Raw genomic sequence first — 26,214 nt, 5'->3', positions numbered from 1 at the left:
TTTCTGCGCCTTTATCATTAGCCCCAATCAGGCCGCGATGCGGCGCTCCAGCTGCAGCAGCATGGCATCAATCTGAGCGGCATACTCGTTGATTTTCTCCAAGCCGGCGCGGGCCTGTTCGATGTTGCCTCGCTGGTACATTTTTGTTAGTTCGCGGCCGTAGGTCAGCATTTGCTGCAGCACCCGTTCGGCGTCGCGCACTTCCAGCGAATTAGCGCCGTAGCGAGGTGCCAGCACGCTGCGTAGCCACTGCCCCAGCGGGTTTTCGGCCAGTGAGAACAAGGCTTCATCGGGCTCCCGTACGCCGTACAGCACCGAGCGCAGGCGCGACTTGAACACCACCTGCTTGATGCGGGCTTGCTGGAAATCCAGGCTAGTGATGTCCATGAGGAACAGGGTAAAGTGATAAGGAAAATGACGGACTGTTGCTACGCACCGTCCTCAGTATTTCCGTCGAGCAGGTTCGAAAGTTGCTGACGCATGCGTACCCGCTCCGTCACATCAATGGCAAAGCAGGTAATGCCAACGATTTGCCCATTCTCGCGGAAGGCTTGATAAGTGAAGTCAAAATACGTTTGCTCGGGCTGCCCGGTCCCGAATCGGTCGTATTGTAGGGGTAGCTCACGGCCCTCAAATGGCTCGCCGGTGCGGTATACGTTGTCGAGCAACGCCATAAAGCCTTGTTCGCCGGCCTCTGGGAATACCTCTATTACGCGCCGGCCCAGCATCTGCGCGCCCGGCCGGAGCTGCTGGTACCGGGGATTCACAAACTCGAATACGTACTGCTCGCCGCGTACAATGGAAACCATGGCCGGAGCGTGCGTAAACAGGTTGTGAAACGTTTCGCGTTGGGCCTGCGCCGCCGACGCCGCCTCGTAGGCTTGGTCCATCAATGCCTGCTGCTGTTCATTGGCCTCGGTCAGGTCTGCTACCAGTTGGCGTTGGTCCTGTACATCGGCCCCGCACCCTACCCACTGACTTACAGTGCCATCGGCAGCCATTTTGGGCACTGTCCGGACTAAGTGCCAGCGGTACTGTCCATCGTGGCGGCGCAGGCGGTACTCTTGCTCGTGCACGGTGTGATTGGCCACTGCTTGGCGCCAGTTGGCAGCCACGGCTTCGCGGTCGTCGGGGTGTACCACCTCAAGCCAGTTCCAATCCAGATCCAACCCGGCCGAATGACCGGTGTAATCCTGCCACCGACGGTTCAAATAGTCAGCGGTGCCATCGGGGCGAGCCGTCCAGACCATCAACGGAAGAGACTCCAGTACGAACCGAGCCCGCTCCTCCATTTCGTTCAAGGCTTGGACAGCGGCCAGGCGCTGCTGCTCGGCTAGGTGTTGGGCAGTGATATCCTGCGGGTGTTGCAGAATAAACTGCAATTCGCCTTCAGCATTGAGCACCGGGTAGTGCGTGATTTGCCAGTAGCGCTCCTCATAGCCGCCGCCTTCTTCAGCCGGACGCAACAGGTCGTAGCGCATCACGGGCATGGTATGCGGCTGGCGGTGCTGGCGCACGTACTCGTGAGACTCGTTTAGCTCCCGCTGACTTTCCGGGGCCGAAGGGTACGCCTCGAAGATATTGCGGGCCACGGCCTGCGCACGTGGCAGCATCGACACCTCCACGTGGCTATTGGTGTTGTCGACGATGGTACCGTCTGAAGCTAGCAGCAAGTAGTTGTGCGGCAGCAGCCGAAACAAGGATTGGTAATCGACAGCGGGAATGGAACCGACGGACATGGAGGAAGCGAGCGGAATAAGGAGCAGAAGCGGAAAGGGCGGTGGCTTCGCTTAGAAAGCTACCGGAACGGTGCGGCGAAGCCAAGTCAGTGCCTCGGCTTCGCTGGCGAAAAGCTGGTACGTCAGGGCCACTTCTTTTGCCTCGTGTAAAAGCCGCTTTACCGATAAGCGAGCAAACACATCATCTGGCAAAATGGTAGCTCCTACCAAGGGTACATCCTGCTGCCGCGCCCGCTGCTGCCAATACTCTATCATCCAGTGAATTTCCTCATCGGTGAAGGGCGTCATCTTGCGCTGGTCGCTCAGCAGCTTGTGCCAGCCGCGCAAACGCAGCAGTTGGGAAGCATGGGTGAGAAAAGCCTGCATCTCCACCATTCGTCGCGGCCCGGGCTTGTACTGCAGCAAGGCAAAACCCTCAGGGTGCTCCCAAGCCCAGCCTACAGGATTTTCAAAGTAAAGTCGCAAAGCAGTGGTGTACATAGACGTAGGCGCAAATCTTTCCGCAAAGCTAAACACTGCACCGCAGCAGGGCCTAATTCGTTGCCGACCCGCAATGCTTGAGCAGTAGCCGGTGTCCGTTTGCTTTGCGAACCGCCTGCTATAACCACTGCTGCTGAATAAGGTTGCTGCTGGCACGCTAGCGGGGCCCGTTATCTACCAATACGGGCTGGGTCTTCGTTGGCAGGATCGGCAAAATGCACGTAATCTTACCGCGCTGCCACTTCTGCTCACCTCCCGCATGCACCCTTCTGCCTCTCCTGCCACCGGTCGTTCCACGGCTTCGCGCATACGCTCCATCGTGAGCGGTTCCATTGGCAACCTCGTGGAGTGGTACGACTGGTACGTGTACTCGGCCTTTGCCCTGTACTTCGCGCCGGCCTTCTTTCCCGAAGGCAACCTCACGGCGCAGCTGCTGAATTCGGCCGCTATTTTTGCCGTCGGTTTTCTCATGCGTCCCTTGGGTGGGTGGCTGATGGGCATCTACGCCGACCGCCACGGACGCAAGGCGGCGCTGCTGTTTTCGGTGCTGCTGATGTGCGCCGGCTCGCTGCTAATTGCCCTTACGCCCGGTTACCAAAGCATAGGCGTAGCAGCCCCGATTCTGCTGGTGCTGGCGCGGCTGCTGCAGGGCCTGAGCGTGGGCGGCGAATACGGCACTTCGGCTACGTACCTGAGCGAGATGGCGCACCACAAGCACCGCGGCTTTTATTCCAGCTTTCAGTACGTGACGTTGCTGGCCGGTCAGCTCCTTGCCCTGCTTGTGCAGCTCACCTTGCAGCAGCTGCTCACTCCTGATCAGCTGCACAGCTGGGGCTGGCGCGTGCCGTTCATCATTGGGGCACTGGCGGCCGTGGTGGCGCTGTATCTGCGCCGGCAGATGGAGGAAACCGATGCTTTCGTGAAGCAGCAGCACGATGCGCCCACCGAAAGCAAGCTGCGGGTGCTATTGCGTCACCCGCGTGAGATACTTACGGTGGTAGGCCTCACGCTCGGCGGCACCATTGCCTTTTACACCTTTACCACTTACGCCCAGAAGTTTTTGGTGAACACTGCTGGCTTCAGCAAGGCACAGGCCACGCAGGTTTCCTTTGGTGCCTTGGCCGTGGCGCTGTTGCTACAGCCCCTCATGGGCGCCCTCTCCGACCGCGTGGGCCGCCGCCCGGTGCTGCTATTTTTTGGGGTGGGCGCTACCCTGGGCACCGTGCCGCTGCTCACGCTGCTGAGCCAAGCCACTAGCACCTGGGCCGCCTTTGGCTTGCTGGTGGTGGCCATGATAATCATGAGCGGCTATACTTCCATCAACGCCGTGGTGAAAGCTGAGTTGTTCCCGACGCACATCCGCGCCTTGGGCGTGGGCCTCCCCTACGCCCTGACGGTAGCCATCTTCGGCGGCTCGGCCGAGTACGGGGCGCTGCTAGCCAAAAGCCAGGGTATAGAAGCCGCTTACTATTGGTACGTGGCAGTCTGTGCGGCACTGTCGCTGCTGGTGTATTGGCGCATGGCCGATACCAAGCACACGTCCAGAATTGAGGAGTAAGAAGCGAGGACTGGAAGCCAAGGGCGTTTACCCGAGGTTACATTCCGGCTTCCCTCTCCTCAATTCTGGTCCTTACATCTGCCGCAGCCAGGCACTGGCAGTATCCGCATCGTCGAAGGCCAGCACCAGGGGGCGGTCGGCATGGCTCATCATCAGATCGGTGCTGAGGCGGCTGTAGACGTTGGGCGAGTACACCCAAGCGAAGTATTCCAGTCCGGCCTCGGCCATGGCCGGAAACCACACTTTTCCGCCCCACTCGGAAGCATCCGACCACATGCTGGTCACGCGCCGGTTATCGTTGAGCACCTTGCGGCAGCGCTCCTGCTTAAGCAGCTCCAACATCTTTAGGCAGCCTTCACGCACGGACTCCAAGTCTTGGTCCCCGGTCCAGTCGGCGTACAGCCAGTCGTTCAGATAATCGTATGCAATGCTCAGATGTGCGTTCTGATGCAGGGTTTGCAGGGCCATAAAAGAGCAAAAAGAGGAAAAACAGCCGATATGACGACTGTCACGCCTGCGCTACGCGGCAAGCACCCAAAGGTTGCAAACGGCGCCCAAAGAGCAGTCGTTAATTCTTCTTCTTTACCGGAAAATTGTCCAGAATATCGCGCGCTGCTTCAGAAAACCGCTCACCGGCCTGGTTCGGGTTGCTTACCGCATCAATGATGGAGCCCCGCCACACGAGGTTGTGGTTTTGGCATCGACGAAGTCCAGCACCAGCATGCCTTCCTGGTAAGACTCGGTACGGAAAGTAGTGGGCGTGCGGTACCAGCAAGTGTAGTTGACAGGAAAGATGGGGCCCCGTAGTGCACCAGATATGGGAGCTGACGGGATAGGCCGGCCCCGGCGGGTCGGCCGCGGTGCGCTCGGCTTCCTCCACGTACAAGTGATAAGTAAGGATAGCTACCCTTAGCTAATTCGGACTGGGATAAGTACCGATCAGCATCCGAATCAATTACGCCTTACGTATGTTCTAGCCATGATGAAACGCCTGCTATTTCTGCTGCTGGCCGCCTTGGGCGCTGTCAGCTGCGATGCCAACTCCGGCACGCTGAATTCCTCGCTGCTGACTGGCACACAACAAGACCAGGACCGCCGCTTTGCTGAGCTGCCCAAGCCGCTGCCGGGCGAGGCCGTGGCCACTTTTGCCAGTGGTTGCTACTGGTGCACCGAGCACGTGTTCGAAAGCCTTAAGGGCGTACGCACCGTTATATCAGGCCATTCGGGCGGCACGGTGGTTAGTCCCACTTATGAGCAGGTGGGCCGCGGCGGCACCGGCCACGCCGAGGCCGTGCAGGTGTATTACGACCCCAAGGTTATCAACTTCCCGACGCTGCTGAAGGTGTTCTTCGTGCAGCACGACCCCACCACGCTCAATCGCCAGGGTCCCGATTCCGGCGACGAGTACCGCTCCGTTGCCTTCTACCGCACGCCCGAGGAAAAAGCACAGATCGAAGCCGAAATCAAGCGGGTGAACGACTCGAAGCGCTACCCCAACCCCATCGTGACGCAGGTAGTACCCTTTAAGGTATTTTACCCGGCTGAGCGCTACCACCAGGATTTCTTCAAAAACAATCCAAACAACCCTTACGTGCGCAACGTCTCGACGCCGCGCTTCCAGAAGTTTGCGAAGGAGTTTCCGGCGCTGCTCAAGCCAGGAGAACAGCTGTAAGCTACTCCAGCCAACAAAAAGCCCCGCCGTATTGCACGGCGGGGCTTTTTGTTGATCTTGGCAAAGCGCACGTTTTGTGCTGCTCAGCATTCCCAGCCTTTACTGGGTACCAGTCTCGCCCATTGCACATTCACTCACCACAGTTCCGTGCACCACTCCACTACCAGGCAGGATGATGGGCTAACTAGTACCCAGTAAGGCCAAGGTCACTATTTGGCCCGACGGATGTAAATGTTGCCATTGAGCGTCTTCATCATCAGCTCGGCCCCGCCCCCGTTGATCTTGCCGTAGGTCCAGCTTTCCACAGTCACGCGATAGGTGCCGTCTTTGGCCGTGCGAGTGGCTTTGGGGGTGCTGCTGTCTACGGCTAGGTCGAAGTCGCTGTAGATTTCGCCGCGGTCGGATTTGAGCTTTACACCTGCTTTGGTTTTGGGCGGAAGCGTTACGTCGATCTTGCCGTTGACGCTGGAAAAAGCCATGGGCGCGTTGTCTGTTACGTCCCGAAATTTGGCCGTGATGCTGCCATTCACGGTGTTCAGCACCGCCGAGCCAGCTACGTCGTCGAGGCGAATGCTGCCGTTGACGTTCGACGCTTCCAGCTCACCCGCTACGTTGCTGACCACAACGTCGCCGTCGTTGACGGTCCCAATTCGCAGCGAAAACTGACGCGGCACCTTCACGACCAGGTCAATGGTTCGTACGTGTGACTGCGTTTTGATTTGTACTTGGTTGTCTTTTTCCTCCGCAACTATTTCCAACCCTTGCGTTTGAGAGATGCGGCGCATGCCTGATTCGTCGGCGTTGGCTCGGGCGCGGTCGTCGTCTTTGTCACGGCTGCGCCCCCGGTTTGCCACCTCGATAACCACGTCTTTTCCATTGTAACCTTCCACGCGGATGGAGCCGTTTGTGAGCTTCACGCGCAGGGTACCGGGCTTACCGGGTGAGCTGAGCGCTACCACCAACTGTTCTTTCGTCACGTTTTGGGCCGCGAGCGGGCCGGCCCAGGCAAATAGCAACAGGGCTAGCAAAGTATTGCGCAATATGGTTTTCATTGAGTCAGTTGCTTGATGGTGACGTTGCCGTTGACGGTTTCGAAGCGAAAGTCTATTCCGCCTTTGCCGAGGCGCACGGCCGTGTCTTTTTTGAGCTTGTACTTAGTGCCCTGGCCTTCGGCCTGCTGGGTTTGCGTCACGCGGGCCGGCAGTACTTCGGCCCGGGGAAAGTCGGTGTACAGGTGGCCGTTCAGGCTCTTGAAGTACAGGTCGCCCGATACATTGCTCGGGTACGTTACCACGATGCTACCGTTGACGGTGTGGTAGGTAGCCGGCGCGGTGGGGGCGTCAGAGTACGACACTTCCACGTTGCCATTTACGGTATGGGCCACCGTGGCGCGCTTGGCATTGCGGATGGTAACGGGGCCGTTAACGTTCCGGGCTTGCAGTGGGCCAGCCACGTCTTCCACCAGCATCTTACCACCGTTGACGGTGGAGGCGCGCACTTCCATGGCGGCGGGCACCTTCACCACAAAATCAAAGCTGTACGAGTAGCCGGGGCGTTCCTGGTTGTTGGTCCAGTTGTCGCTGAAGCGGCCTTGGTAGCTGTTGCCGTTGTTGGAGCGGCGCTGCGGGCGCGAGTCCTGCGGGCCGGCTACGTACACCAGCACACTGTCGCCGTGTTGGTCGAAGCCCGGTTGGGCTTCTTTTTTGCCGCGTTCCAGCAGCTCGGCGGTAGAGGCTTTGAGGGTGCGGGTGACTTCCACCACCACGCTCTTGCCGTTGTAGCCTTGCACCGTCACGGAGCCCATGATGTTGTAGAGGGCGAGGGTGGCGCGGCTGACGTCGCCGGTCAGCGCAAACTCCTTGTTGAACTTATCGGTGGCCGTGTGGTCCTTGCGGTCCTGCGCGTGTAGGCAGTGGCTAGGCAGCCACAGAAGTGTCAGGGCCAGACTGAATATGGATGCGAGTTTCATTGGATTTCGGGGCGGTTTGGGGTTCAGCTTGTTGCCGTTCGTTCGACAGCGTCTGAATGCTTTCTTCGATTTTGGTTTTCACCTGCTCGTTCAGGTCTTCCTGCTTGAGCAGCTTCCGGAACTGGCGCACTGAGCGGGGCTCCTGCAGCTTCACCATTACATCGGCCATGGCTGACTGCACCAGCGGCGACTCCTGCCGGGCCAAGGAGCGAACCAGGCCTTGGCGCACCATGGGGTCTTCGGCCAGTCCGGCCAGCACTTCCAGGGTGGCTAGGCGCACGTTCACGTTGGAGTCGTGGTTGAGCGTGCTCAGCAGGGCCTGCACCACCCGTTCGTTGCTGGGAGCCAGCTCTTCGGCGTAGCTCACGGCGCGCAGCCGCTGTATGGCCGAGGGGTTGTCCAGCATGGTGAGAAAAGTGCGTTGCTGGCTATTTTGCTCAGCAGAGGGGGCTACCTCGGCTACTGCGGATGTAGTGGTGCCGTTGGTACCAGTATTGCTTTTCAGCAGATACCCTCCCGCCAAGCCTACCACCAGCAGCAGCACGCTAAAGGCCAGCCGCATGCCGTACTCGGGCTGCCACCAGTCGCGCAGCTGCTGCATCAGCCCTTGCACCGACCATCGCTGCCGGCGCTGCTCTTCGGCCTGAAACTCGGCCAGCATGCCGTAGAAGCGCGGACGCAGTTCCTCGCTGGGCTCGGGCACAGGCAGTTGCCCCATGGTTTGCCACAGCTGCCACACGGCGGCCTGCTGCTCCCGGCAAGCCGGGCAGTGGGCTAGGTGGGCTTCCATGACGTGCGCTTCGGCGGGGGATAATTCGTTGGCCAGCCAGTCCATCAGCCCCTCTTGCACGCTCTCGCAGTTAGTGAACTTTGCTTCCATTTTCCAATCTCAAATAGATGTCCTTTAGTTGGTTGAGGGCACGGTGCGCGCGCACCTTCACGGCCCCTACCGTGGTATCGAGCAGTTGCGCTATCTGCTCGTATTTCAATTCTTGGAAGCGGCTCAGCACGAGTACTTCCCGCTGATCGGCGCTGAGCAGCGCCATAGCCCGGTGCAGTTGGTCGACTTCCTGCTTTTTCTGCAGGTTACCGTCGGCCGTGGCTCCGTCGGCTATTTTCTCGGCCCAATCGGCTATGTCCTGATGGTGGGCCGAGGGTTTGTTTTTCTTCGCGGCATCGGCTAGCACGTTGCGCGCGAGGTGGTACATCCAGGTCCGGAACTCGCCTTCACCGGTGAAGGTGTGCCGGTACTTAAGCATGCGGTAGAATACCGTTTGTACCAGGTCTTCGCTGACCGTGGAGTTGCTGCTCGAATGGTAGAAAAAAGCAAACAACGGCCGGTGGTAGCGTTCGAATAACAGCCCCATCTTATCGACCTGCCCGTCCTTTACCTGGAGCATTAGCGCATTGTCCGTGAGCGAGTTCAAGCGAAAGGGCGATGAGTAGGTGGTGTATTCGGGTGTGGAAACTTCGGCTCCAGATCAAGGTTACAGCCGAAGCACAACTTTTTTTGCATTGGCCGGAAAAAGCACTGATGAATAGCATTTGCTGGATAGCCTTGCAGCAGGCAGTGGCGCTAGGCCCCGCGCCCCGGAAACGACAAAGCCCGCCGGCAACCAAGGTTGCCGGCGGGCTTTGTGCAAATCGCTTCGACGGAAGCAGCCGTTGCTTACTTCGGCAGCAGCACTTTATCGATTACGTGAATTACGCCGTTGCTCTGGTTCACGTCGTAGGTGGAGATGTTGGCCACGTTACCCGATTCGTCGGTGAGCACCACGTTGTGGGCGCCGTTCATCTGGGCTACCAGCGTGCCGCCGCTTACGGTCTTAAGCGTGGCCTTGCCTTTACCAGCTTTGATGGCGGCCATCAGCTTGTCAGCCGACATGTTACCGGCTACTACGTGGTAGGTCAGCACTTTGGTCAGGGTAGCCTTGTTTTCGGGCTTCAGCAGGTTGTCCACAGTACCGGCAGGCAGGTTTTCGAAGGCATCGTTCACCGGGGCAAATACGGTGAAGGGCCCTTTGCCCTGTAGCGTTTCTACCAAGCCGGCAGCTTTCACGGCGGCTACCAGGGTAGTGTGGTCGGCGGAGTTCACCGCGTTTTCCACAATGTTCTTGCTCGGCAGCATGGCTTTACCACCCACCATTACGCTGTTGGGCGACATCATGGCTTGGGCCGAAGCCGAGTGAGCGGCTACGCCGAGTACGGCTACCAAAGCGAGGGAGAACAGGTTCTTTTTCATGACAGGGATGTGAGAGAATGAATGTGCCAGAACCTACGGCGCCTTCCTCCCGAACGGATTTAGGTAGACTAATATTTGTTTTGATCAGCCTCAGTTCGCCCTGTCAATTTTCCTTGCCGGTGCCCCGGCACTGTCCATAATCAGCCACGCATTTACCGCCCGGCTACTTTGACTTCAGCAGTGCCCAACCCCGGCTGACCATAAGCGGTCAGGCCTTCGGCCTGCAATTGAAACGAACCCGTTTCTTCGGAAGTGAAAAACGTAAGTTGGGCACGTCCGCTCGCATCGGTGCGCACTACGGGGTTCCAGTACAGCGTGGTACGGCGCGGATCGGGGCGCGGGGCTTGGCTAGGCTTGTCGTAGCGCGGAGCATAGAACTCACGGGCGCGGTAGTAGCCCGGCTTGTTCAGCGTAACCACGCCCGGTACCGGGTCATTGGCATAGTTATAATTGGGATTTCCCCGTTTCGTGTATACCGCAATAACGCCTCCACTGGCTTGGCTCCCGTAGATGGCCGCCCTGGTCCCTTTTAGTACCTCTATGCTTTCCACCATGCTAACAGGAATGGAGTTGATGGCCGTTACGTCGGTAGGCATCCCATCGATGAGGTACATTGGGGCATTGGACCCCATCATGGAAGTGGCGCCGCGAATTTGGGCCGACGCGTTTATGCCATTGCCCGAAATCCACACGCCCGATACTCGCCCCTGCAACAGCTCCAAAGGACTGAAGTAGTTGTCGGCGCCCGGAATGTCGGCAGCCCTGACCACATCGGCACTGCTAGCGGAGTGTAGCCGTAAGTGCCCGTCGGACGGGGTCACGGGCTTGCGGGCCTTCACATCCACGTTGCCCAACAAAATGCTTTTGGTGGTATCGAGGCGGAACTGCCGCTCGGTTTGCTGCTGACGGCGACTGCGCACGGCGTACGACTCCAATGCCGCAGTTCCCTCCGTGGTTTCGGGCAACACAAAGGGCGGGCGCGCCACCACATCGGGCCACGGCGGCAGCATACGGATCAGTACATTGCTGCTTTTACCCTGTTTTCCTTGCACTACCACCTTAGCGGTATCCTGCCACTGAAAGCCAGTAAACAGGAAGCGTCCATCGGCATTGGTGGTGGCTTGTAATATCAACCGCTCGGGCTTCGAGCTCAGCATCGTCACCTTAGCCTGATCCACAGGCTTTCTGCCATTCGTGCTCAATACCTGCCCACCCACGCTTAGCCCCTGCTCCACCGGGTACAGCAACTTCGCTGCTTCGGACTTAGGGCTCAATAGCTCCTGCCACACGAAGCGACGCCAACCCTGGGTCAGCATCAGGTAGTCGAGCGCCTGCTGGGTTTCCTGCTGACCTTCACGGAAGTACCAGGTGGGGTCTTCCACAAAACCCCGCAGGTCAGAGGTCAGCAGTAGGTTGGTCAGGATATTCTCGCCGAAGATTGCCGTACCGGGCAATTCGGGCGCCTGTCTGGCCGCTACCGACAAATCGGCGGCGACGGGTCGGCCGGCCGCATCGCGCACGTCTACCTGCACCTGCACTTGCTCGCGCGGTCCGTAGCTGGCTTTATCGGGCGTGAGCGTCACCCGCGGGTTACCGAGGGAGGGCATAAACACGAGGCGTTCGGCTTGGGGGACGCTACTAGCATCAAACAGCGTGAAATGGACCACCCCTGCCGGAAAGCGGTTGCGGGCAATGCGCGCCGAAAAACCGCTGCCGTTGCTTACTTGCCCTTGGCCCACATATACCACTTGCCCGCGCACGTGGGCCACTACCATCACGGGCGCCGCCGGGGCGGCGGACTCGTCGCGGCGCTGGACCACTACCAGTAGCGTTTCGCCCACTGGCCGCACTGCCAAGGTGTAGCCCGTGGCTTGCACCGCCGGCAGCGGATACTCTGCCGTGGCTCCGTTGGTTAGTTTTACGCGGGCCCGATAGGTTTCGCCGGCGGCTGGGCGTAACGGAAAGCTGCCCATACCGCGGTGCCGGCTTTCAAAAGCCGCTACTGTTTCATTTCGAGCATTTACCACTACCCCACTCACGGCCACTCCCACACCAGTGGCATCGGTAGCCTTGAAGGCCACGGTGTTGTCCAGCTCCGCTACCAGATTACCCCCTTCGGGAAAAAACTGAACATCGGTGCGCGGAGCTACTGCGGGAGCAGCTGCCCGGCTTTTTCCGGTCGTGCCTGCGCGCTGGGCAGTGGTGGGGGCCGTCAGGCGGTAAATCGGGATTCGGCGGGAGAAAAGGTATTCGGGCGCAGCGTTGCGCATCCAAGACGTATAAGCCCGCACGGTATACACGCCCGTAGCCAACGAATCGTCCAAGGCAAAGTCGCCCGCAGCACCGGCTTGATTCAGGCGTAGGGTGCGTTGCGCAAACACGCGTCCATTCGGGGCTACTATATCAGCATAAAGCACGCGGCTCAGCGTATCGGGCCGGTGCAGCCCTGCATCTACCACATACGCCCGAAACCAGACCGTTTCGCCAGATGCGTAGTACGCTTTGTCGAAATGGAGATAAACCTTTTCGGGGTTGTTGGCGGTGTAGTACTCGCGCAACCGGGCTACGATGCGACTAACGGCCGGGTCATCGGCCTTGAAGTAAGCCGCGCCCAGCAGCACAGGCGACAACAGCAGCAAACCATTTTTGACTAAGCGGGACAACTGAAGCATATACAAGGGTAGTTATTACTCAATAGATGTGATGCAGAGAGTAGGAGCTACTTCACGTTGCTAGCGGGCAGCTTGGGCTGACTCCACCGCTTAGCATGTATTGAAGCTGGAGGCCAAGGTTAGCCTCTTCGTTGGCAAACCTCAGCAATAATGGTGCTAAATGCCGATATCTAACACCAGTGGCTGAATCGTCCACAGGCCGGTCTGGGTATTGTACACGGCCCGCAGGCCCGTTTCCAGTGGTGTGCGCAGACGCAACACGTTGAACACCACCGTGGCGCTCAAACCCAAGTTTCGGTACGTGCGGGTGCCACTGGTAGCGCCGGAAATATTGCGCCCTTCGGCCACATCCACGAAGCCAGAGCCTTTGAAGCGCTGCACGTACAGCCAGCGGCCAAACGACCAGTGTGTGTCGGCCAGCGGCAGGCGGTACTCCAGGCTGCCGATGGCCAGCCGATCGAAGCTCACGTAGCTGGAGCCGCGGGGAAAGAACACGGCCGGCGCGAACTGGTATTGCCGTTGCTGTTGCCATTGGTAGCCGCCGCGCAGCCGCACGGAGTGGTGCTTGCCGATGCCCGGGAAAAACAGGCTGCCCTGCGCGGCAAGCTGCGAGGCATCCAGCCCGCGCCCAAAGGGCGTGGTGCGCCAGGTAATCAGGGCCGACTGGCCCCAGCGCGGGCCCACGTCGCGGGTGCTGAGTTTGAGCTGGCGGGCGTAGCTCAGACTGGTTTGAATGGCATTGAGCGGTCGGTTCGGCCCGACTTCGTTGCGTCGGCGCACGGGCAGATCATAGTCCTGTACCTGCTCGTGTAAGTAGTACGCGCCCAGGGTCAGGACCTGCAGGTACTTGGAGCGCGTGAGCACCAAAGGCAGCCGCAGGCCGGTGGTCAGGCGGGTGTAGCGCCACTGGTCACGCACCAACGAATCGAGCGGCAACTGGCGGTCGGTGTACAAAGCCACGTTGCGCCCGCCGTGCTCGATGTTCAGATCGAACACCGGAAACCTGCCTTGGTAGCTCAGCCCGCCAAACGCGGAGACAGTGCGCTCGGCCTGGTTGTAAGTTCCGCCGATGATGGCCTGCGTAGTGTTCAGGTAGTCCTGGGAGCGAAGGCCCAAACTCAGGCCGTTGCCGGCTGGGCTCTGCACCGCGCCCCAGCTAAATACATTGAACGCGTGGCGCAGCGGCGAGTATGCCCGCACCGGATACCGCTGGCTACCCACTGCATTCGACAGCAGTGGCTGCCTATCGGCGGCGTTTGCTTCGCGCTGGGTTAGCCGCTCGGTGTAAAGACGCTCGGGGTCGGCGGCGGGAGTGGCCACGGGCGTCCACGTAGCCGGATCGAGAGGCATTTCAGCGATGCGCGCGCCCTGCGCCTGGTAATCGTGGAAGGCCAGGTGCCGCCCGTCGGGCGCGACGGTGGCGTGGTACGCGCCAAAGGGCCGGCTCGTCACCTGGTATACCTGGCCGGTGCTCTGGTGCACGGCGAAGATGTTGTCGATGCCCGATTGCGGCGAGTTGTACAGCACGTAGTCCTGCCAGGGCTGCGGGTTGGTCAGGTTCACATTGGCCACCGGCAGTAAGGCGCGGCTGGTGCCAGCAGCCAAGTCGATCAGCTCAATGGTCTTGCCGCCGGGCTTGAGCGTCACCGTCACCACTTGCTGGCCGTCGGGCGTGAAGCGCGGCTGGATGTACAGGTCGTTTTGTGGGTTGGGCAAGGTCTGGAGCACGGCGCCGGTACGGGCGTCGAGCACCTGCAGCACGTGGCGGTAGCTTTCGTCGGTGGCAGTGGCCACGAGGCGCGTGCCGTCCGGCGAAAGCGTAGCCGCGGAATAGCGGCTGCGCTTGGCAAGGTGCGTAAGCTTACCGGTGGCCAGATCGAGCACGCGCAACTCGGAATACACCACCTGCCCCCAGCGTGGGTGGTTGCGGAATTCCGGCCACACCGCCTTGCCTGCGGCCACCGACAGCATGTCGGGCAGGTGCAGCAGGCCGGGCACAAACACCCGCTCCTCGCGGCCGTGGCGCGACAGGCGCACCAGCTGCGCAATGTCGCCTAGGCCGGTTTTCAGGGCCAGCACGGTGCTATCGGAGAGGTACTGCGGGTGCTCGTACTGCGTGAATACTTTCTGCGAAGCCACGGCCTGAAACTCCCGCGCCGGCGTCAGCTGCAGCGCCTGTTGCTGAGCACGCCAGGCAGAATCGGTCTCGGCCATGCTGCGGACGTAGAGGTCCTCCACCCGCAGGCCAGTGGTGCTGCGGATGCTGCGCGAAAACGAGAACGGGTAAAACGGGAAGCGGTAGTACCGATTGAGCACCCGGTCCCACACCTCAGCACCATAGCGGTTTTTAAGCGACGAGGTCATGAAATAGCCCAGCACGTACCAGTTGGGCACATGGTCGCGAAAGGAGCCGTTCACGGCCTTTTGGTAGTTGTAGCGGCGGCCGCTGAGCAGGTTGGCGCGCAGCCCCACGTCGAACGTGGGAATGCGCCCGCGCCCGCTGCGCGACAGGGCCGTTTCGGCGCCTACGGCGTCTCCCTCAAAAAACCACGGCGGCAGCCCCACGGAGGCAATGCCCAGGGCCCCGTCGCCGAACAGCGGCACCAGCAGCTTGCCGATGCCCTGCCGGGCTTTATCAAACTGTCCCACGTGCCGGAATTCGTGCACCACCAGCTGATCAATCCAGTCCAACGTGCCTAAGCTCGCATCTTGCGGCGGCACGATAAAAAACTGCGCGTGCCGCGGCAAAAACGTTACGAAGGCGTTGTTGACGGTGGTCTGATTCTGCAGCACCACTGTCAGGGGCCGCGCCTTTACGCCCAGCGTAGCCGTGCCCACGCTGTGCACCTGCTCCAAGCGCCGCGCCGTGTGCTGCGCCGCCGAGTCAGACCCCGCCGGATATACCACCCGAAAATTGGGCGTGCGCACCTGCTGCCAGCGCAGGCTGGGTGGGTTTTGTGTGAGTATGGGAAGCGTTTGGGCGGCGATAGGCAGCGCCGCCGACAGCATCAGTCCAACGGCAGCAAGGGCAGAAAAGCGGAGCATAGGCAGTAAAGCTGCTGTGCCTACGTGGTATTTCCAACCATAAGACACGGCACCCTGGCAGTATAGTTAAGTCGGCAATGGTTTTTTCCTCGGTAGTTGTCCAATTGCGCTAACTTGCTCAATAGAATTGTTCAAGCTTCTCGATACTATTTGCGGCTTTCTACCTGTATTCTCTCCTGTATTGCAATGACAAAATCTGTTGCCTTTATCTTTCTTCTGTTTCTGTTTGGCTGCGGCAAGGAGGTTGCCAAACCCAACCCGGGTGCCCAGATAGTCGAACAAAACCGCACTTTATCCATGACTTATAGCAAGCAAGCTACTAACGGTCAGCTAGCTGAGCTTAACGATGCTGTTATTGTGGTGCATACTTCAGAACCGGTTTATAGCAATGGCAATTATGTCCTGAGGCCTTACACCTTGCGCAACAGCTACGGCAATGCGTCGGCTACCCCTACGGTAGAGCTGCCGAGCATTACCACGCTCTCAGGTGGGCCGGCGGCCAAGCTTCGCCTAGTCATGTCTACTTCAAATCAGCCGCCAGCAGGCCATTCGCTCGATGTGCGTGTGTACGAAAACCGAACGGAGCTCGTGTTTACGCAGCATACCAGTACCACGGCCCAACTCATCTCAGGCCGCTATGTTACTACTACTGAATACAACATAGCACCCCATTAACTTCCTGCTTAGCGACAGCACCGATCTTCCAGTACCTGAAAAGGTAAAGGAAGCTGCTGCTAACCAAGCAATACCAATCCAAGTTTACATCTGCCGCAACCAGCTGGCGGCCGTGTCCACGTTGTCGAACGTGAGTACGATGACGCCCGCCTGCGTGTGCTGCAGGGTCAGATCGGTGCTGAGGCGGCTGTAGATATTGGGCGAATAAATCCAGGCGAAGTACTCGCAGCCCCCATCGGCCATCAGCGGAAACCACACCTTTCCGCCCCATTCGGCGGCATCAGCCCAGATGGTTTGCACGCGGCGATTGTCGTTGAGCACCTTGCGGCAGCGCTCCTGCTTAAGCAGTTCTAGCATCTTCATGGCCCCGGCCTGCACGCTGTGCAGATCCTGTTGGTCTTGCCAGTCGACGTACAGCCAGTCGTTGGCATAATCGTAGGCGATGCTGATGAATTCGTCCTGGTAAAGCGGGCGCATGGCCATAGGAATGCTACTTACGGGCGTCTCGCTATAACGAATGGTCGAGGTTAGGGTTACACTTGTACGCCACCCGCGACCAGAACAGTATATTTGACGGAGTGGCTTCGAAAAGTGCGAATCACTCCGCAAGCCATGACTACGCCTTCTCAACCAGATTTTGAGCTGCTATTCAATGCTTTGCCAGCTCCGCATCTGGCAGTGGCTCCTGCTGACTTCAGCGTAGTAGCGGCCAATGCAGCTCTGTGCCGGCTGCTGGCTCGTACTCCGGAACAGCTGGTAGGTCAGCCGGTGGCTGCGGTGCTGGGGGCTATCGGGCAGCCCGAACCCTGCCGCGCAGCCTTCTGGCAGGTTCTTAGCCGAAGGCAAGAGTGCACCTTTGGGTTCGAGCAGCTTGGTCCGCCCGCCTCCTCTGCAGTTACCGGCCACGCCTGTCATTATTCGCTCACGGTCTGGCCGGTGGCCGATGCGCCCGGCACCGTGCCTCGGTATCTGCTTGGCCGCATCGAGGTGGTAGAGCCGCAGGCGCAGGTCGTGCAGCCCACTACCGAATCGCAGCAGCGGGAGCAGTTCCGCTTCCTGAGTGAGTTTATTCCGCAGTTGGTTTGGACTGCCGATGCCGCCGGCCGCCACGACTACTTTAACCGCCGCTGGCACGAGTACACCGGCGCTACACCCGACGCGCTTATGTCCTGGACCACGGCCCTGCACCCAGCCGATCTGCGCGGCGCCGAGCAGCGCTGGCAGCAGGCGCTGGAGGCGGGCGTTGCCTTCGAAACGGAGTGCCGCCTGCGCACCCACGAAGGCTGCTACCGCTGGTTTCTGGTGCAGGCTTTGCCGCTGCGCGATACCAACGGCAGCATCAGCAAGTGGTTTGGCGCCTGCACCGACATCGACGACGCCAAACGCGTGCAGCAACGCTTACTGGAAAAGGACCGGCAGCTACAATTGATTTTGGGCCAGGTGCCGGCGTACTTGGCCGCCGTGCGCGGGCCAGAGCATATCTGCGCCTTTGCCACGCCCAACTACCTGGCTCTGATGGGCGGCCGCTTGCGCGTGGGCTGGGCCCTGGCCGAAACCATACCCGAACTGCACGCCAGCGGCATTATCGCATCCTTGGACGAAGTATACCGTTCCGGCCAGCCCATCACGCAGCAGGAATCAGCCCATGAGGTGCTCAATGCGGCCACCGGCCAGCGCGAGCTGCATTATTTCGACTTCACGCATCAGCCCCTGCTCGATGCTCAGGGCATCATTCAGGGGGTGCTGATTTTCGCCATCGATGTCACCCAGCGGGTGCTTACCCGGCAAAAAAGCGAGCAGCTAACCCGCGAAATTCGCCAACGCGACACCCAGATCCGCACCATGGCGGAAGCGCTGCCGCTCATCAGCTACATTCAGACTGCCAATGGCGCCGTGCAATACATCAGCCCGCAGTGGGCAGCTTATAGCGGCCAGCCTGTAGAGGCGGCCGCACACCTGCATTGGCAGCACTACGTGCATCCGGATGATTTGCCGGCCTGCACGGCTTCTTTTGCGCAGGCTTACCGCCGGCGTAGCCTCTGGACCGGACAGTTGCGCCTGCGCCGCCACGATGGCCAGTACCGCTGGCACGTGGCCCGTACCCTGCCCGTACTCGATGACGATGGCCACCTCACGCAGTGGTACGGCTCGGTGATGGACGTGCACGAGCAGTTAGAGCTGCAAGAGCAGCTCCTGCGCAGCGAGCAGAGCTTCCGCTTTGTGGCCGATACCGTGCCGCTGTTTATCTGGACGGCCACGCCCGCCGGTGCACTGGATTACATGAACCGCCGCTACCGCGCCTACGTGGGGCAGCCCGACGGCACTACTCCACCCGACTGGCTAACCACCATTCACCCCGACGACCACGCCGCTACCCGGCAACAGTGGGCCACCAGCCTGGCTACGGGCCAGGATTTTCAGATCGAGCACCGCCTGCTGGGCACCGATGGCGCTTACTGCTGGCACTTGGTGCGTGCCACTGCCATGCGCGACGCCACCGGACAAATCACGAAGTGGTACGGCACCAGCACCGATATCCACGAGCAGCGCAGCTTGCAAGACCGCCTGCTCCGCTCCGAGGAGCGGTTCCGCTTTCTCACCCACAGCATTCCGCAAATCATCTGGACCTCTGATGGGCAAGGCTTGGTGGACTACCTCAGCCCGCAGTGGTTCCGCTTTACGGGCCAAGACCCGCTCGATCCAACCCTGATCGGCACCGATAGCGGCTGGGCGCAAGCGGTGCATCCCGACGATATAGCCAATGCGCAAGCTCATCTGCAACACATCCTCACCGACCACCTGCCTTACGCACTGCAGCTACGTCTGCGCCGCCGCGACGGGCAGTACCGCTGGCACCTGGTGCGCGGCGTACCCGAAACCAATGATGCGGGCACCCTGGTACGAGTGTACGGATCCACTACCGATATCCACGAGCAGTACGAGCTGCAGGAGCAGTTGAGGCGCTCGGAAGAGCAATTTCGTTTTCTGGCCGACAGCATTCCGCAGCTGGTGTGGGCCCTAGAGCCCGATGGCACCGTCTCGTTTGTGAACGAAGGCTGGATAGAGTATACTGGCCTGACGCTGGAACAATCCCGCGCAGGCGGCTGGCTGACCCTGGTGCCCCCGCTGGAGCGCACCTTGGCACAGCACACGCTAGCCGAAAACGTGCGCCTGGGCCGCTACCACGAGCAGGAACACCGCATGCGCCGCGCCGCCGATGGCCAATACCGCTGGTTTTTGCACCGGGCCCGCCCCATGCGCGATGCCGCCGGCCAGATCCTGCGCTGGTTTGGCACCAGCACCGACATCGACGATTACAAGCGCTTTCAGCAGGAGCTGCAGGTCCGCAACAACGAGCTGCTGCGCATCAACCAAGACCTCGACAACTTCGTGTACACGGCCTCGCACGACCTCAAGCAGCCCATCGACAACATGGCCGGCATCTTCGCTGAGCTTACGCACATGGCCCGGTTTCAGGACCCGGAGGCCAAATCTTTAGTGGGCATGTTTGAGCATTCACTGGAGCAGATCTACGTCACCATCCATGATCTGGCCGCGCTGGTGCAGGTACAGAAGCAAAATCAGCTCGTGCCGGCCGAACTGGTAGAGCTGGCCGTCCTCACGCAGGAAGTGCTGTACAGCATCGGGGAGCAGTTGCGCGCCGCCGAGGCTCACGTCGAAGTGGACTTTTCGGCCCTGCCGGCGGTGCATTTCGTACGCCCCAACTTGCAAAGCGTGCTCTACAACCTACTCAGCAACGCGGTGAAGTACGCCGCGCCCGGTCGGCCGCCGCGCATCCGGGTATGCTCGGTGCTGGAGCACGATGAAGTGGTGCTGACGGTGCAGGACAACGGCCTGGGCATCGACCTGGAGCGTTACGGGTCGGAGCTGTTCCAGATGTTTCGGCGCTTCCACGACCACGTGGAGGGCTCGGGTATGGGCCTGTACCTGGTACAACGCATCGTGCAGATGCACGGCGGGCGCCTGGAAGTTCAAAGCCAGCTCGATGAGGGCACTACTTTCCGCCTGCACCTGCCAGCCCATGCGGCCTTGCCCCGCTAAACGTACTTTAGGACCTCTTTTCTGCTCCCACTTCTACCTATGCCTTCCCCTTCGCTTTCCTCTAAGCTGCCCGACGTGGGCACCAGCATTTTTTCGGTGATGACGCAACTCGCCACCGAGCACCAGGCCATTAACCTTGCCCAAGGTTTCCCCGATTTCAATCCGCCCGCGGCCCTCACTGAAGCCCTCGTGCGCCACGCCGAGGGCACTCAGCACCAGTACGCGCCCATGCCAGGCCTGCTGCGGTTGCGCGAGCTGATAGCCGCCAAAACCGCCGCCGTGTACGGCGTCTCCGCCCCCGATCCGGTTACCGATATTACCGTCACGAGCGGCGCTACCGAGGCTCTGTACGCGGTGCTGGCGGCCGTGGTGCAGCCCGGCGACGAGGTGCTGGTGCTGGAGCCAGCCTACGACCTTTACGGCCCGGCCATCCGGCTGCAGGGTGGCCGCCCGGTGTATGTGCCGCTCACGGCACCCACGTTTCGCCCCGACTGGGACCGAATTAAGGCTGCTCTCACGCCGCGCACCCGGCTGGTAATGGTAAATACGCCCCACAACCCCACCGGCGCCGTGTTTACCGATACCGACTGGCAGCAGCTGGCCGAGCTTCTTGCTCCAACGCAAGCCTTCCTGCTCAGCGACGAGGTGTACGAGCACATGGTGTTCGACGGGCAGCCGCACCGCTCGGCGCTGCAGTACCCGGCCCTGCGGGAGCGGGCGTTCGTGCTATCGTCATTTGGCAAAACCTACCACGCTACCGGCTGGAAAGTGGGCTATTGCGTAGCCCCAGCGGCCCTGAGCGCCGAAGTGCGCCGCGTACACCAGTTCGTGACCTTTGCCGTGAGCACCCTGGCCCAGCTCGCCATTGCCGATGTGCTTAGTGACGCCTCGTCGTACGACTACCTCCCGGCCTTTATGCAGCAGAAGCGCGACCTGTTTCAAGAACTGATGCGCGACACCCGCTTTGAGCTGCTGCCGTCCGAAGGTTCTTATTTTCAGCTGGCCCGTTACGACCGCATCGCCCCGGGCGAAGGGGACCAGACTTTCGCCCGCCGCCTCACTACCGAAGCCGGCGTGGCCGTGGTGCCCGTGTCAGCGTTCTACCATGATCAGACCGACCACGGCCTCGTCCGTTTTTGCTTTGCCAAACAAGACGACACCTTGCGCGCCGCTGCCGAGCGCCTACGCCAGTTGTAAATCTTATTGCACGATAAGCTAGCCCGTCCTGACGAGCATGTTGCGCTTTAAGCAAGTAACCTAGACCTCTTGCCGGGTGGTAATTCACTGATTGAGGTTGCTCTCAGCAGTCAGCATGCGAGCTGACTCAGCTATGCTTGACAAGACAAGCTTTATCGGGTTATGCCCTTTCGAAAGGCTTTTCGCGTTGCGTATACCAGATGATAGGGTGAAGACAAATCGTATCGGCATTTCGGACCTAGAGTTCAGCAAGCTCAACAATAGATTGTTGGTACTTTATGAACTATGAGTTGTGTTTACGAACTTGGTTCTACCACCTGCCCTCCTCACCTACTGCAACGCTAGTTCTGTGTCCGACTTAACTGTTTCTTTTATCCAATTGCCACTTCAGTGGCACGCCCCCGAAGTCAACCGGGCCGCCCTGCTTAGCCATATCCGGGATATTTCTGTGGCCACTGATCTGATCGTGTTGCCGGAAATGTTTCCGACCGGTTTCAGCATGGCTGCGGCCGAGTTGGCCGAGCCGGTGGAAGGCCCGTCCCTGACGTGGATGCGCAACATCGCGGCCGACCGCGACGCCGTGGTTACGGGCAGCATCATCACCCAGGATGAAGGCCGGTACTACAACCGCCTGCACTGGGTACGCCCCGATGGCACGTATAGCACTTACGATAAGCGGCACCTGTTCCGCATGGCCGGTGAGCATGAGGTGTACACGCCCGGTCAGCACCGCCTGGTAGAGGACTGGCGCGGCTGGCGCATCTGTCCGCTGATTTGCTACGATCTGCGCTTTCCTGTGTGGAGCCGCAACGAAGGCAATGCCCCTTACGACCTGCTGCTGTATGTGGCCAACTGGCCCGCTGCCCGCCGCACTGCCTGGATGACGCTGCTGCGCGCCCGGGCCATGGAAAATTTAGCCTACACCATGGGGGTAAACTGCGTGGGCATGGACGCCAACGGCCAGCCCTACGACGGCGACTCGGCTCTGCTGGACATGAAGGGTGAATATTTGGTAGAAGTCGGCAATCAGGAAACAAGCATCACGCGCACCCTGCGCCGCGCCGATCTGGAGGCCTACCGCACCCGGTTCCCGGCTCTGCTGGATGCCGATAGCTTCGCCATTCACGAACCGGTAGCCCTGCAAAACCACATTGCCTAAACGAATCGGGGCGCCGCTGCGAAATGCAGCGGCGCCCCGATTCGTTTAGGCTTACACGGGTTACTTCTTCACCGTAAGGCGCTGCACACCACGGCGGCCTTCGCTGTCGGTGGCTTCCACTAAGTATACGCCGGCGGCCAGAGCCTGAACCGACAACTGGTGGCGGCGGCTGGGCGTGTCTACTTGCTTCACGGCGCGGCCTAGCAGGTCCCGGATTACGAGGCGCGTGGGCGCGGGCGTTTCCACCGTTACGGTGCTTTCCGTGGGGTTGGGGTAGAGTTGCAGCGGGAGCGTTTCGGCTTTGCTACGGGCGCTGGTCACGCGGTTGCGGGTGCCGTAGAGCAGCAGGCCACCGCTTTCGAGGCCGACTACCAGTTCCGGTGCTCCGTCGCCGGTAATATCAGCCAGAGTGATGTGGTTGCGGGCGCGCGAATTGGAACTCCAGCGCGAGCTTTCGGACTGGCCGGAAAGGCTGGTGTAAAACAAATCGGTTCGCTCCATGAAGATGCTGCCCTGCGCGCGGTAGTTGGCGTAGAAGCGCAGCACACCGGTGTGGTCCAGCACCAGCAGATCGAGCGTGCCGTCGCCGTCGACGTCGGCCACGGCGGGCGAGAGGCCGAAGGGCCGGTCGTTACTAGCCGTCCGGATGCCGCCGAAGTCATTGGTGACGAGCGTGAAGCCATCGGCCAACGGCTGGGCCGGGTTGCGGCGGTAGTAACTAAGGCTGCTGGACTGCCCCGAAACATCGGTGCTCAGCAGCAAGTCGAGGTGCCCGTCGCCGTCGACATCGGTAAAATAAGGTGTGTCGCCCTTGAAGCTATTGATGTTGTTCAGGTTGTTGAGCTGCGCGGTATTGAAAGCAGCGGGCTGGCCGGCGGTGGCCGTGTTCAGATAATAGAAGACAAACGAGGCACCGATGTAATACCCGCCGAAGGCCAGGTCCACGGCTCCGTCGCCGTTCAGGTCTTTAAGTACCGGGCGCAGGTTGCGAAAGTTGCGCACCGACAGGCCCAAGTAATCATTGGTAACAAGCGTAAACACTGGCTGCGCGGTAGTGCCGGTGTTGCGGTAGTGGGCCAGGGTAGCGCGGTAGTCAGTGTCGCTGAAGGGCGAGCCGTACTGGTCGGCAGCATTGGCCACCAGCATGTCCACCAGGCCGTCCCCATCGAGGTCGGCAAAAGCGGCGGCGGCGGCTTCGCTTACTTCCAGCATCTGGTTCTGCAGGAAGCCACCGGCGCGCCGGGTATACGTCGGGGCGGCCGTGGTGCCGGTGTTTTCAAACACGATGACGTTGTTGCGCAAACTGGTGCGGTCGGCGTTGTCGAGCAGGGCGGGCGCCACCAAAATATCCATCACCCCGTCCTGGTTGGCATCGGCATAAAAGCCCACCGGGAAATTGGGCAATGATACCGTGCCGATGCCGTTGGGCAGCGAGGTCAGCAAGCTGGTGTTGGAGGTGGCGGCTACCTGCGCCGTACCGGTATTGCGTAGCCCCAGCCACTCCGGGCAGCCGTCGCGCCCTATGAGTAGGTCCTGGTCACCGTCGCGGTCAATATCTTGTAGTAGCAGGCCGAAGCCGCCGGTGTGGGCGGTGCCGGTAGGACGGCAGGCCGTACCCGCCGTGACGTAAGAAGTGCAGGAGGTCAGGCAAGCTTCGATGCCGCCCCAATTGGGCGAGTCCTGCCGGAACGAAAGACCGCCGCAGGTGGCGCTGGTGTTGCGGTAGTACTGCAGGTATGAGCCGAAGGCGAAGTCGAACGAGAGGATATCAAGCTTACCGTCGCCGTCGACGTCCTGAATAGCTGGGATGTCGTAGCCACCAAGCAGGATTTCGCCGCTGTTGAGTGTCGAATTGAAAAACTCCAGCCGGTTGTTGGCCAGCTGAAACGTGGGGCGCCCGCCCGGGCCGGCCACGTTGCGAAACACCCGGATATAACCCGCGCCGGATTGTGTCCAAAGGTCGGGACGGCCGTCGCAATCGTAGTCGCGCAGCAGGGCCCAGCTGTTCATATCGGCCGGAAACAGGCTTTCGTACTCCGGCGCGTACTGCCAGCGGCGTCCGCCACCGCTGGGGGCGGCTACGTTCAGAAACGTCATGACGCGGTTGGTCATGCGCTCAAACACAAACAAATCCTGCTGCCCGTCGCCGTTCAGATCGATGTTGGAGAACTGCGGACTGTTCATCCCTCCCGCCCACGGCATAGCCAGTTCCTCGGTACCATGCACTATGCGGGCCGCCTGGGGGCGGTATTCGAAGCCAAACCGGGTGTTTTGGGCAGCCAAGCTGAGCGGCAGCAATAGGGCCAATAACGCGGGTAAACGACCTAGCATAGACAGGGATAGGAAAGTGTTGAACTGAAAAGTGAATCGGGCGCAAACAAACAGCAAAATTTACGCCGGGAATGTTTCGTTCTCGCCCTCCAAATTACGCCAAACCGCTGGTATGTCGCCTTCTACCACAGCTGATCTGTACGCCCGCTTCCAACAATGCCGCGCCGTGAGCACCGACACGCGCCAACCCCAGGACGGCACCTTGTTTTTTGCCCTGAATGGTCCGTCGTTCCGCGGGGCCGATTTCGCTTCCCAAGCCTTGCAAAAGGGCGCCCTCTTTGCCGTAGTGGACGATGCCGAGCTAGCTGCTTCTGACCCCACCCGCTACTGCTACGCCCCCGATACCCTGGTGGCCCTGCAGCAGCTGGGCCGGCACCACCGTCGCCAACTAAGCATTCCGGTGGTGAGCATCACCGGCTCCAACGGAAAAACCACCACCAAGGAGCTGCTGCACGCTGTGCTCAGCCGCCGCTTTCGGGTGCAGTACACCCGCGGCAACCTCAACAATCACATCGGCGTGCCGCTGACGCTGCTCACCATCCGACCCGACGAGCATGATTTGGCCATCATCGAGATGGGAGCCAACCACCAGGGTGAAATCGAGCTGCTGAGCAGTTTGGCCGAGCCCACGCACGGCTTAATTACCAACATTGGCAAGGCCCACCTGGAAGGCTTCGGTGGCCTTGAAGGCGTGGCCAAAGGCAAAAGCGAGCTGTTTCGCTTTCTGGCCGCCACGGGCGGCACGGCCTTCGTGAACACCGCCGATGCACGTCTGCCGGCTCTGGCCGGGCCAGTGGCAGAGCGCATTACTTACCCCAATCCTACTGATACCTACCCCGCTGAGTTGGTAGAAGCTGCGCCGCAGGTGCGTTTGCGCCTATTTGACGGCACGCCCGTGGAGGCGGCCATTACCGGCGCTTACAACTTCGTAAACCTGGCCGCCGCCGCCGCCGTGGGGGCACACTTCGGCGTCCCGACTTCAGACATTGCCGCTGCCCTCGCCGCCTACGACCCTACCAACAACCGCTCGCAACTGGTGCGCACAGAGCGTAACGAAGTAATTCTGGACGCCTACAACGCCAACCCGTCGTCCATGGCTGCTGCCATTCACAGCCTGGCCGCCCGCCCTGGTGAGGCTATCCGCAAAGTGGCTTTGCTGGGCGACATGTTTGAGCTAGGCTCGGAAAGCGAAGCCGAACACCGGGCCCTCGGCGAGTTGCTGGCGCAGCAGGGCTTTGGAACGGTGGTACTTGTGGGTCAGGACATGCAGTATGCTCACCAACCCGGCTTTCAGCACTTTGCCACCAAAGCCGAAGCTGCCGCATGGCTGCAGGAGCACCCGTTTAGCCAGCAGCAGATCTTGGTAAAAGGCTCTCGCGGCATGGGCCTGGAAACGCTAATGGGCCTGCTGTA

The 26,214-nt window shown here is 60.4% G+C and carries 20 protein-coding genes; 7 read left to right on the top strand and 13 right to left on the bottom strand.

The genetic code is table 11. The annotated features are described in order from the left end of the window. Nucleotides 1–27: 27 nt before the first annotated feature. Genes AC5FXY_RS15680 through AC5FXY_RS15670 form a run of 3 tightly spaced genes read right to left on the bottom strand, consistent with a single transcriptional unit; the run spans nucleotide 28 to nucleotide 2,219 of the window. Nucleotides 28–387 (bottom strand): hypothetical protein, encoded by a 360-nt coding sequence (locus AC5FXY_RS15680; RefSeq protein ID WP_493557644.1) that lies wholly within the window; start codon nucleotides 385–387, stop codon nucleotides 28–30. A 41-nt stretch (nucleotides 388–428) separates the two neighbouring features. After that, nucleotides 429–1,739, bottom strand: a complete 1,311-nt coding sequence (locus AC5FXY_RS15675; protein ID WP_493557643.1) for a PAS domain-containing protein — start codon at nucleotides 1,737–1,739, stop codon at nucleotides 429–431. A 51-nt stretch (nucleotides 1,740–1,790) separates the two neighbouring features. Next, entirely contained in the window at nucleotides 1,791–2,219 is a 429-nt protein-coding gene (locus AC5FXY_RS15670; protein WP_493557642.1) for a hypothetical protein, read from the bottom strand. A 259-nt stretch (nucleotides 2,220–2,478) separates the two neighbouring features. Between AC5FXY_RS15670 and AC5FXY_RS15665 the strand changes: the two genes are divergently transcribed. Continuing rightward, a complete protein-coding gene (locus AC5FXY_RS15665) occupies nucleotides 2,479–3,777 on the top strand; it encodes an MFS transporter (RefSeq protein WP_493557641.1) in 1,299 nt (432 codons plus the stop codon). A 72-nt stretch (nucleotides 3,778–3,849) separates the two neighbouring features. Here AC5FXY_RS15665 and AC5FXY_RS15660 read toward each other — a convergent pair whose 3' ends face one another. Continuing rightward, nucleotides 3,850–4,245 carry a hypothetical protein gene (locus AC5FXY_RS15660; protein WP_493557640.1) on the bottom strand — a complete coding sequence of 132 codons (396 nt, stop codon included), beginning with the start codon at nucleotides 4,243–4,245 and terminating at the stop codon, nucleotides 3,850–3,852. 511 nt (nucleotides 4,246–4,756) lie between these two features. On the opposite strand from AC5FXY_RS15660, the gene msrA reads away from it, so the two are divergent. Beyond that, nucleotides 4,757–5,449, top strand: coding sequence for a peptide-methionine (S)-S-oxide reductase MsrA (gene msrA / locus AC5FXY_RS15655; protein ID WP_493557639.1), 693 nt, complete (start codon nucleotides 4,757–4,759; stop codon nucleotides 5,447–5,449). A gap of 209 nt (nucleotides 5,450–5,658) precedes the next feature. Here the strand turns inward: msrA and AC5FXY_RS15650 are convergent, their stop codons facing one another. The 7 genes from AC5FXY_RS15650 to AC5FXY_RS15620 form a co-directional block, all read right to left on the bottom strand. Next, nucleotides 5,659–6,501: a DUF4097 family beta strand repeat-containing protein gene (locus AC5FXY_RS15650; protein WP_493557638.1), complete on the bottom strand. Its 843-nt coding sequence runs from the start codon at nucleotides 6,499–6,501 to the stop codon at nucleotides 5,659–5,661. After that, complete coding sequence (locus AC5FXY_RS15645) at nucleotides 6,498–7,418, bottom strand: DUF4097 family beta strand repeat-containing protein (RefSeq protein ID WP_493557637.1); 921 nt, start codon at nucleotides 7,416–7,418, stop codon at nucleotides 6,498–6,500. Before AC5FXY_RS15645 ends, AC5FXY_RS15650 begins: the two co-directional genes overlap by 4 nt. Continuing rightward, complete coding sequence (locus tag AC5FXY_RS15640; RefSeq protein WP_493557636.1) at nucleotides 7,366–8,298, bottom strand: zf-HC2 domain-containing protein; 933 nt, start codon at nucleotides 8,296–8,298, stop codon at nucleotides 7,366–7,368. Before AC5FXY_RS15640 ends, AC5FXY_RS15645 begins: the two co-directional genes overlap by 53 nt. Then, nucleotides 8,279–8,845: an RNA polymerase sigma factor gene (locus AC5FXY_RS15635; protein ID WP_493557635.1), complete on the bottom strand. Its 567-nt coding sequence runs from the start codon at nucleotides 8,843–8,845 to the stop codon at nucleotides 8,279–8,281. The genes AC5FXY_RS15640 and AC5FXY_RS15635 overlap by 20 nt, the downstream gene beginning before the upstream one ends. 242 nt (nucleotides 8,846–9,087) lie before the next feature. Continuing rightward, complete coding sequence (locus AC5FXY_RS15630; RefSeq protein ID WP_493557634.1) at nucleotides 9,088–9,660, bottom strand: fasciclin domain-containing protein; 573 nt, start codon at nucleotides 9,658–9,660, stop codon at nucleotides 9,088–9,090. A gap of 152 nt (nucleotides 9,661–9,812) precedes the next feature. Beyond that, the gene (locus AC5FXY_RS15625) at nucleotides 9,813–12,332 is read right to left on the bottom strand and encodes a TonB-dependent receptor plug domain-containing protein (protein WP_493557633.1); all 2,520 of its coding nucleotides are present in this window, start codon (nucleotides 12,330–12,332) and stop codon (nucleotides 9,813–9,815) included. Nucleotides 12,333–12,488: 156 nt separating this feature from the next. Further along, entirely contained in the window at nucleotides 12,489–15,377 is a 2,889-nt protein-coding gene (locus tag AC5FXY_RS15620; protein WP_493557632.1) for a hypothetical protein, read from the bottom strand. Between the two features lie 186 nt (nucleotides 15,378–15,563). Between AC5FXY_RS15620 and AC5FXY_RS15615 the strand changes: the two genes are divergently transcribed. Beyond that, nucleotides 15,564–16,052 (top strand): hypothetical protein, encoded by a 489-nt coding sequence (locus tag AC5FXY_RS15615; RefSeq protein ID WP_493557631.1) that lies wholly within the window; start codon nucleotides 15,564–15,566, stop codon nucleotides 16,050–16,052. An 84-nt stretch (nucleotides 16,053–16,136) separates the two neighbouring features. Here the strand turns inward: AC5FXY_RS15615 and AC5FXY_RS15610 are convergent, their stop codons facing one another. Then, complete coding sequence (locus tag AC5FXY_RS15610) at nucleotides 16,137–16,529, bottom strand: hypothetical protein (RefSeq protein ID WP_493557630.1); 393 nt, start codon at nucleotides 16,527–16,529, stop codon at nucleotides 16,137–16,139. A gap of 135 nt (nucleotides 16,530–16,664) precedes the next feature. Between AC5FXY_RS15610 and AC5FXY_RS15605 the strand changes: the two genes are divergently transcribed. From AC5FXY_RS15605 to AC5FXY_RS15595, 3 genes are all read left to right on the top strand, one after another. After that, a complete protein-coding gene (locus AC5FXY_RS15605; RefSeq protein WP_493557629.1) occupies nucleotides 16,665–20,114 on the top strand; it encodes a PAS domain-containing sensor histidine kinase in 3,450 nt (1,149 codons plus the stop codon). Between the two features lie 39 nt (nucleotides 20,115–20,153). Further along, nucleotides 20,154–21,311 (top strand): methionine aminotransferase, encoded by a 1,158-nt coding sequence (locus AC5FXY_RS15600; RefSeq protein WP_493557628.1) that lies wholly within the window; start codon nucleotides 20,154–20,156, stop codon nucleotides 21,309–21,311. 349 nt (nucleotides 21,312–21,660) lie between these two features. Continuing rightward, on the top strand, nucleotides 21,661–22,470 hold the full coding sequence (locus AC5FXY_RS15595; protein WP_493557627.1) for an amidohydrolase: 810 nt from the start codon (nucleotides 21,661–21,663) through the stop codon (nucleotides 22,468–22,470). Between the two features lie 60 nt (nucleotides 22,471–22,530). Here the strand turns inward: AC5FXY_RS15595 and AC5FXY_RS15590 are convergent, their stop codons facing one another. Next, nucleotides 22,531–24,801, bottom strand: coding sequence for a T9SS type A sorting domain-containing protein (locus AC5FXY_RS15590; protein ID WP_493557626.1), 2,271 nt, complete (start codon nucleotides 24,799–24,801; stop codon nucleotides 22,531–22,533). A 112-nt stretch (nucleotides 24,802–24,913) separates the two neighbouring features. Here AC5FXY_RS15590 and AC5FXY_RS15585 point away from each other — a divergent pair. Beyond that, on the top strand, nucleotides 24,914–26,214 hold a 1,301-nt coding region (locus AC5FXY_RS15585; RefSeq protein WP_493557625.1), incomplete at its 3' end, for a UDP-N-acetylmuramoyl-tripeptide--D-alanyl-D-alanine ligase.

This window comes from Hymenobacter sp. FMD4, assembly GCF_058932745.1.
Note: the sequence above shows the minus strand (reverse complement) of the source record. Positions and strands in the feature narration are given on the sequence as shown.